This is a genomic window from Streptomyces sp. A0642 (genome assembly GCF_004795105.1).
Classification (GTDB): Bacteria; Actinomycetota; Actinomycetes; order Streptomycetales; family Streptomycetaceae; genus Streptomyces.
Genome location: NZ_SSBL01000035.1, coordinates 56,776 through 64,450, shown reverse-complemented (window position 1 = coordinate 64,450; position 7,675 = coordinate 56,776). Strand labels below are relative to the sequence as shown.

The following is a 7,675-nucleotide window of genomic DNA, read 5'->3' as shown; positions in this document are numbered from 1 at the left end:
GGGGTCGGGGCGGTCGATCGGAGCCCCGGAAACTCCCCAAAAAAGGGCTCTGACCTGCGGTTTTTCTGTGTTTTGGAGTTGACCTACACCCCAAAACTTGAGAGTATTAGTGATGTCGGAAGGGGGCGGGAATCCCCTCCCGGCGAGTCACCGAAATACCTCAACGAAAGGCCACATCGTGGACTTCATCGCCCTGAACCTCAGCGACCTGACGACGCCGGACCGCGCGGACCGTGCGCGCAAGGCGTGGGAGCTGTACGGCACCGAGCACGGCGACGGCGTCGAGAACCCGATCGAGGACCTGATCGCCGATCTGCTCCACCTCGCGGACACCGACGAGCACCCCGGTGGCGCCGCCGGAGTCCTGACCCGCGCCGTGGGGAGCTACGCGGCGGAGATCCCCAGCTGGCCGACCACGGAGGTCGAGGTCGACGCCGAGGCCGCCGGTCACTACGTCGCTCAGGCGCGCGGCGCGGGCGGCGACTGGTTCGCCGTCGGGTGCGGGGACGACCCGCGCACCGTGGCGGAACTGCTGTGGACGGCCATGCAGCTCGCCGGTTTCCGGTTCTCCGAGCTGCACGCGCACACCGAGGACCTGATCGCCGGTCACATCCTCACCTCGGACGACGGCTGCGAGTTCCGCGTCATCGAGCACGACGAGAGCTGACGCGCATTACCCGGTGGGCGGACAGGGCGGGAATCCTCGTCCGCCCACCGGGGCTCCGTACCGAACACCTCAACGAAAGGCCCAGTGGCATGAACCCCGAGATGGACCGAGTCGAGACCCGCGTGGACCTCACCAAGCGGCCCGGCACCTACTTCGTCATCGCCGACGACGAGGGCGTCTACGACTGGAACGTCTGGAAGGACATCGAGAAGCGCCACGTGCTGGAGGTCCAGCGCGCTTCCGACCACCCGGTCGAGCTGTACGCCCAGCGCGAGGACCTGGACGCCGCGTGCGACGACTCCCAGTCGCCGCTCGTCTTCCGCACCTACCAGGCCGTCAGCCAGGGCCACGCCGCCTATCTCGCCCTTCGCGAGCACGCCGACCAGCAGACGTTCCAGGAGCTGGAGGACGTCTTCTACGCCGACGAACTCGCCTTCAACGGGGCCGGTTTCACCGACACCCCGAGCTGACCCCCCTTCGCCCGTGGGGCGGACGGAATGGGAATCCCGTCCGCCCCCGGTCCGCACACCGACCCACCTCAACAAGGAGCACCACATGAGCACTGCCACCCTCCCGTACCGCAAGGGAGAGACGGACATCGAGTGCCGCTACCCCGTGATCATCGGCGCGGACAAGGTCCTCGGACAGGCTTTCCGCTGGCACCGTGACTGGCTGGTCGTCACCAGTGAGGGGGAGCACAACCTCCGCCGCCCGCCCACCGGCAAGAAGGGCATCGACATGGCGGCTGCCTACCTCATCCAGGAGTACATCGCCGGTCGCATCGAGGCGGTCTCGCTGGACCGGGTGCGCGCCGAAGCGCCGCAGCCGCTGAACGGGCCGGTGCCCCTGTTGCACCCGCGGATGCCCGTCAACGATCGGAACGTCGGTGGGGCGCGGACCGCGTTCGCAGGTCTCGCTGAGCACCACTGGAGGGCTGTTCTCCACGGGTTCCCGGGGGCTGACAACCCTTGGTACCTGACGTGCGAGCTGTGCGGCTGGTCCGGGGTCCGCTACTGGAGCCACCACCGGGGGCGCAACGGCCAGCCGCCGAGCATCTACCGGCACGACGGCGGATGCATCGGCGCGGAGAAGGTCCGCGAGCTGATCCCCGCGTACCAGAAGTAGCCCGGCGCCCGCCGGTCCCGGAAGGGACCGGCGGGCAGCGCGGCCGAGCCTCACCCCGGGCGCCGGCGGGACGGGAATCCCGCCCGCCCGGGTCACACCGAAGAACCTCAACTCCCTGGAGAAGCGCCATCATGACCGACTTCGAACCGACCCCGCAGGCCCGCGCCGCCGCATGGCGGGCCGCCACCCTGGCCGACATCGCCCGCCGCCGCACCCTGTTCGCCTCCGCGTGGAACGGGCGGGCGCTGCACATGATCGCCGACCTGCTCGACACCGTGGTCATCTCGTTCTGGGAGGAGGCCCCGACCGAGGCGGACGGCATCCCCGCCGACGCACGGCTCGCCCTCGCGGACGCCGAGACCGAAGCCGCGGACAACCCCGGCACCGGGTTCCCCCCGGAGTTCGGGCAGTACGTCAGGCACGCCATGGACCGCCGCCCGCTGCGCAACCCGGCGACCGCCGACGTCACCGGCTCCTGCCTGGCCGAGGACGACGCCCAGCTCTCGACCGCGCTGGACACCCTGCACGGCCACCTCGCGGCGGCAGGCACCGAAGAGGTCGCCCGGGCGCTGCTGGAGGCGGTGTTCGCGCTGCACGACAAGCGCGCCGCCCTCGCCCAGCTCACCCGAGGCTGAGCGCCCGACTCCCCCGGCCCGCCTCGCAGGAGGCGGGCCGGGGGAGGGCTCGGGACTTGCGCAATCCCCAAAAACTTGAGAGTATTTGTGGTGTCGGTTGGGGGCGGGAATCCCCAGCCCGACGCCGGCCTCCGGGCCGCACACCGAACCACCTCAATGAAACGAAGGGCTCACCGATGAGTGCTACGCCGCGAAAGGTCTACCTGCGCACCGAGGGGCACGCCGTCACCCTGCTGAGCGTCGAGGACGGGATGGCGGAGATCCACGACGCGAACCTGGACCGCATGGGGGACCGCGTCAACGTCCTCGCGACGTTCCGCCCCTCCCGCAACGAGCACAGCATCCACTACCGGGACGGCCGCAAGGTCACGCTGACCCTGGCGAACGCCCCGAAGGCCCTCAAGGGGGCACCGGACGCCACCGGCGCGCAGGTCGCCACCAAGGCCCTGGCCGCGCGTGGCATCAGCGCCGCCATCGACAAGGACGCCGGGAACAGCTGGCTGGTCGTCGGCGAGGACGAGAACACCGGATCCCACGCGGTGCTGTGCCTCTACCGGGGAGACGACGACGAGACGGTGGTCGAGCGGACGCCCGACATCTTCCAGGATCACTGGCACGCCACGACCGTCGACCCCGACGGCACCGAACTCCCGCTGATGATCCGGCCCGTCGGCCGACTCGGCGACTGCGTCGAGGCCATTGCCACCTGGATCGCCGACGGCCAGCCCGTCCGCAGCCTGCCCGCCGAGCTCCGCGACCTCCACGGCCGGTTCGCCGACGGCTACAGCGCCGACGGCATCCGGTCGGTCTTCGGCCGCATCGAGGAGGCGGGCGGCCCGCTCCTGGTCTGCGTCTGGGACTACGCCGACGCGTACGGATTCGGCGGCAACTCCCAGTTCTACGCCGAGACCGAGGACGGCAGCCACTTCGAGGTCAGCCCGGACATCCACCAGTGGCTGAGCGGCGAGCTGGAGATCCCCGGCCCGATGGCCAGCTGGGTGTGCGCGCCCGTCACCGAGCCCACCGACTTCCCCGTGAGCGACGACTTCCACAACTACGCCCGTACCGACCGGACCGGCTGACCGGTCACCCGGCGGGGAGCGGGGCGGGAATCCCGCTCCCCCGCCGGGCCCGGCCCGACCACACCGAACACCTCAACCAGGAGAAGGTCATGACGAAGCCCCCCTTCACCCCGCCGTGCGGCACCGGGTGCGGCGCCCAGATGGAACTGTTCGCCGCGCCGGCCGCCGCGCCGGCCGTGCTCCCCGCGGAGTTCGACTTCGACGCCCACGACGTCGTCATCGTCGGCGACAGCGGCGGCAAGGACTCCGGCGCCACGGTGCACGAGGTCTGCACCCAGGCCGACAAGGCGGGTCAGCTCGACAAGGTCCGCGTCCTGCACTGCGACCTCGGGACCACCGAGCGCGGTCACCTGGTCGAGTGGCCCGGCGCGCTCGAAGTCGCCCGCGCGCACGCCGAGCAGTACGGCGTCCCCTTCGCCGTCCGCCGCAGCCAGCGGTGGGCGTCGCTGTGGCAGCGGATCCGGTCCCACGGCAACTGGCCCGGGCACTTCGCACGCTTCTGCACGAGCGACACGAAGACCGCGGTCGGCCGCGACTACGTGGACGAGGTCGGCGCCGAGCTGAACCTGGGGCGGCCGGTCCGGGCGGGGTACGCGATGGGGATGCGCGCCGAGGAGTCCCCGGCCCGCGCCAAGAAGCCGACGGTCGAGCGGAACCGCATGAGCGGCAAGGGGACGCTGCGGGTCGTCACGACGTGGCTGCCGGTCCACCAGCTCAGCACCGATCAGGTGTGGGAGTCCCACCAGGAGAACGGCATCGCGCACCACGAGGCCTACGACCAGGGGATGCGGCGGCTGAGCTGCCGCGCCTGCCCGCTCGCCCACACCGACGACCTGGTCCGCTCCGCGCAGCTGAACCCGGAGCTGTTCGAGGAGTACGCCGAGGCCGAGGTGGACATGGGCCACCAGTTCAAGAAGTCGATCAGCCTGCGGGAGATCATCGAGCGCGCCCGGAGCTGATTGGCCGGCGGCGGACGTAGGGCGGCCCGGCGGGGCGCAAAAGCGTGGGAATCCCGCCGGGCCGTGCGGTCCGGCCACCGAAGGCCCTCAACAGACCTAAAACCGAACCACCCACCATCTTATCCGCGACCGACATCACCAGGAGCATGCACGTGCAGAGCATCGACGGCCGCCAGTGGGCGACCCAGGAGGAGCTGGTCGAGCACAGCAACTACGGCCGTGCCGCCAGCCTCGCGAACCTGTGGCACGACCGTGAGGCCAACGGTCACCCTCCGGCCCGCGTGATCGACGGAGTCCCGCACTGGGACCTGGAGGCGTGGAAGCAGTGGCTCGCCGAGCACCACGAGCGCGAGCCCCGCGACGGCCGCGGTGTCGACCGCACCGGCGACCCCGACGAGCAGCTTCCGCCGGCGGGGCAGGCCCGCGTCCTCGGTGTCGACGCCAGCCGGATCACCCAGTACGCCAAGACGGCGCCGCGCGGGTGGCCGGACCCGATCCGCACCGAGCAGCTGCCGACCCGCACCCGCGAGTACCGCACCCGCGCCCAGCTCTGGGAGTTCGCCGACGACCCCGACAGCGGGTTCGGCACCAGCGGAGGCCGCCCGGTCGGCGCCCGGGCGAAGGACAAGAAGCCGGACCCCCGCGTCCAGCAGGCCGCCGAAGCGCTCGCCGCCCGCCCCGACATGAAGCCCGGTCAGGTGGCCGCCCTGCTCGCCGAGCGCCACGGGCAGTCCGTGGTCACCTGGAAGCGGATCATCACCCAGGCCCGCAAGGAGGCCCAGCAGTAGGAGGCCCACGGGCCCGACGATGGCCAGCGCGACCCCGGTCCGGGACGCGCTGGCCATCGTCGTTCCACCGGCCGCGCCGTTCTCCCCTCTTAAGAGGTGAGTTGGTGGTGGGGGTGGGGTCGGGGGGTGCGGGCTCAAGCATCGCGGGGGCTCCGCCCCCACACCCCTGGACCCTCCACAGAGGGGAGGGGGCGCCGTCGTCACCTTGCGGTTGGTGGGTGGTGGGTGTGTGGGCGGGGTCGGGGGGTTCCCTCCGCGTCCGGGCCCCCGGAGGGGACCACAGCCCGCGCCGGGCCGCAAGGCCGAGCCGCTTCGCGGCTGAGACCGGCCTTGCCCCCCGACACGGCCCGCGGTCGGCTGCGCCTGCCCAGCCGCGGAGGGAACCCCCCGACCGGCCCGTCGTACGGCGAACGCCGAGAGGGCGGGGGAGTGGCGCGCGGAGAGCCCTGAAAGACCCTCAAAAAAGCCTCTGACCTGCGGGTTTGTAGAGCGCGAGGGGTTGACTCCACCCCTAAAACTTGAGAGTATTAGTGATGTCGGAAGGGGGCGGGAATCCCCTCCCGGCGGGCCCCCGGGCCACACCGAAAAGCCTCAACGACACCAAGGAAGTGGACCATGGGTGACACCCGCACCTTCGGCGTGCCCGCCGGCGGGATGCTGAGCCTGCTCCGCCCCGCCCCCGGTATCAGCGCGGAGCTTGCCGCCGACGCCGCCGAGCAGGAGGCCGAGGACGCGGCCGCCCTCACCGCGGCCGCCGGACACCCCGCCCTCACCGAGTGCCAGAGCGCCGCCGCACTGCTCACCGAGTACGCCGACCTCAACCCCAGCGAAGAGGCTGACGAGTGGGCGTACTGCGCGGCCGAGCGGATCACCGAGTGCGCGTACGCCGTGGTCGAGGGCCACGACGAGCGAGCCGGGGAGCTTGCCCACGAGGCCCGTGGAGAGCGCGCCGCCATCGCGCTGGGGCGGTTCGAGGACCGGGGCGCCGTCACTGCCGAGCGCATCGCCGCCCTGGACGACGAGACCCGCGAACTCCTGAACTGGTACGCCCGCCCCTTCCCGATCGAGTGGCTTTTCGCCCCCGAGCGCGACACCTTCGGACGCATCCTCCGCAAGCGCGTGATCGTCCTGTTCCACGGACCCGGAGGCCTCTCGCTGGGTCTGCGCGACATCCTCGGGGCCGACGTCGACATCATCGGAATCGACCTGGACGGCGGTGCCGTCGCGACCGCCACGGCCGCCGGATTCCGCGTCGTCCACGCCGACGTCACCGCGCTCGACCCGGAGAACCCGGCGCTCCAGTACGTGAGCATCATCGCCCTCACCCCGCCGTGCCAGGCGTTCACCCCGAGCGGTCTCGGCAAGGGCCGCTACACCGCCTCCATCGACGTCATCCTCAACGTCATCCTGGAGGCGGGCGCGGCCGCCGGATTCGCCCCGTGGGAGCACTCGCCCACCGGCTACGCGCCCCGCTCCGGCGACACGTGGGACGAGGTCCGCGCCCCGCTCGCGCAGCTGGAGGACCCGCGCGCCGGACTCATGGCGGAGGTCATCATCTGGCCGCTGGGAATGCTGGCCCGGCCCGGCGGCATCCTGGAGTGCGTCATGGTCGAGCAGTCGAGCGCACTGCCCCGGCAGATCGAGGACGCACTGTTCGAGCAGCTGACGCAGGCCGGATGGCACACCACCGAGGCGTGGACGCTGGACGCGGTCACCTACGGCGGAAGCCACCGCAAGCGCCGGTTCATGACCGCTCACCGCGGCGCCGAGAAGCCGTTCGTGGACCTCACCCCGGCCGAGCCGATCCCCGCCCCGACCTTCGCCGAAGTCGTCGGCTGGAGCACCGGCCGGGTGTACCTGACGCGCGGTCACCGCCCCGTCGACCCCGCCACCGGCCGGGCCAAGGGCGGCGGCTCGCGCAGCGCCGACCTCCCCTCGACCTGCGTCACCGCGACCGCGTACGGATGGGCCGACTCCGAGACCGGCGAGACGATCACCCAGTCCGACATCGGCCGCCTGGTCGGCTTCCCCGGTGACTACCCGTGGACCCACGTCGGACGTGGCCGCGGAGTGCGCAACGTCGCCCAGCAGGCAGCAGACGCCGTCTGCCCGATGGTGGCGGCCGCAGTGTTCGGACGGATCCTCGGAGACGAGAACTGGGAGGCCAAGACCCGGGCGTACGTCCGGGAGCTGTACGGCATCAACACCGGCGCGACCATCACGGAACTTGAGCAGCTGGACCTCTTCACCGAGGAGCCCGGGCCGACGCCCGCAGCGGCGTAGGGGGAGAGCCCCCGCCAACGTCAAAGCCCCGGTGGGCCGCTGAAAGATCAGCGGCCCACCGGGGCTTTCCGGTCTCCGGTCGGGTACTCGACCCGAGACCAGTGTTCCCGGACGCTCGCGCACCGGTACCGTCCTG

General features: G+C 71.5%; 8 protein-coding genes. All 8 read left to right on the top strand.

All coding sequences use genetic code 11. From position 1 onward, the window contains the following. Positions 1-178: 178 nt before the first annotated feature. The 8 genes from E6R60_RS33360 (at position 179) to E6R60_RS33325 (ending at position 7,539) form a co-directional block, all read left to right on the top strand. Positions 179-667: a hypothetical protein gene (locus E6R60_RS33360; RefSeq protein WP_136330454.1), complete on the top strand. Its 489-nt coding sequence runs from the start codon at positions 179-181 to the stop codon at positions 665-667. 89 nt (positions 668-756) lie between these two features. Beyond that, complete coding sequence (locus tag E6R60_RS33355) at positions 757-1,137, top strand: hypothetical protein (RefSeq protein WP_136330453.1); 381 nt, start codon at positions 757-759, stop codon at positions 1,135-1,137. An 85-nt stretch (positions 1,138-1,222) separates the two neighbouring features. Beyond that, the gene (locus tag E6R60_RS33350) at positions 1,223-1,792 is read left to right on the top strand and encodes a hypothetical protein (protein WP_240802788.1); all 570 of its coding nucleotides are present in this window, start codon (positions 1,223-1,225) and stop codon (positions 1,790-1,792) included. Positions 1,793-1,923: 131 nt separating this feature from the next. Then, on the top strand, positions 1,924-2,427 hold the full coding sequence (locus tag E6R60_RS33345; RefSeq protein WP_136330452.1) for a hypothetical protein: 504 nt from the start codon (positions 1,924-1,926) through the stop codon (positions 2,425-2,427). Positions 2,428-2,603: 176 nt separating this feature from the next. Beyond that, a complete protein-coding gene (locus E6R60_RS33340) occupies positions 2,604-3,509 on the top strand; it encodes a hypothetical protein (RefSeq protein WP_136330451.1) in 906 nt (301 codons plus the stop codon). Positions 3,510-3,598: 89 nt separating this feature from the next. Beyond that, a complete protein-coding gene (locus E6R60_RS33335; protein ID WP_136330450.1) occupies positions 3,599-4,468 on the top strand; it encodes a phosphoadenosine phosphosulfate reductase family protein in 870 nt (289 codons plus the stop codon). A 152-nt stretch (positions 4,469-4,620) separates the two neighbouring features. Beyond that, positions 4,621-5,256, top strand: a complete 636-nt coding sequence (locus E6R60_RS33330) for a hypothetical protein (protein WP_136330449.1) — start codon at positions 4,621-4,623, stop codon at positions 5,254-5,256. Positions 5,257-5,871: 615 nt separating this feature from the next. After that, entirely contained in the window at positions 5,872-7,539 is a 1,668-nt protein-coding gene (locus E6R60_RS33325; protein ID WP_136330448.1) for a DNA cytosine methyltransferase, read from the top strand. Positions 7,540-7,675 lie beyond the last annotated feature (136 nt).

Excerpts from the sequence above, each read along its gene's own strand:
- E6R60_RS33325 (WP_136330448.1), top strand. The coding sequence starts at position 5,872 with ATGGGTGACACCCGCACCTTCGGCGTGCCCGCCGGCGGGATGCTGAGC.
- E6R60_RS33345 (WP_136330452.1), top strand. The coding sequence starts at position 1,924 with ATGACCGACTTCGAACCGACCCCGCAGGCCCGCGCCGCCGCATGGCGG.
- E6R60_RS33335 (WP_136330450.1), top strand. The coding sequence starts at position 3,599 with ATGACGAAGCCCCCCTTCACCCCGCCGTGCGGCACCGGGTGCGGCGCC.
- E6R60_RS33340 (WP_136330451.1), top strand. The coding sequence starts at position 2,604 with ATGAGTGCTACGCCGCGAAAGGTCTACCTGCGCACCGAGGGGCACGCC.
- E6R60_RS33350 (WP_240802788.1), top strand. The coding sequence starts at position 1,223 with ATGAGCACTGCCACCCTCCCGTACCGCAAGGGAGAGACGGACATCGAG.
- E6R60_RS33355 (WP_136330453.1), top strand. The coding sequence starts at position 757 with ATGAACCCCGAGATGGACCGAGTCGAGACCCGCGTGGACCTCACCAAG.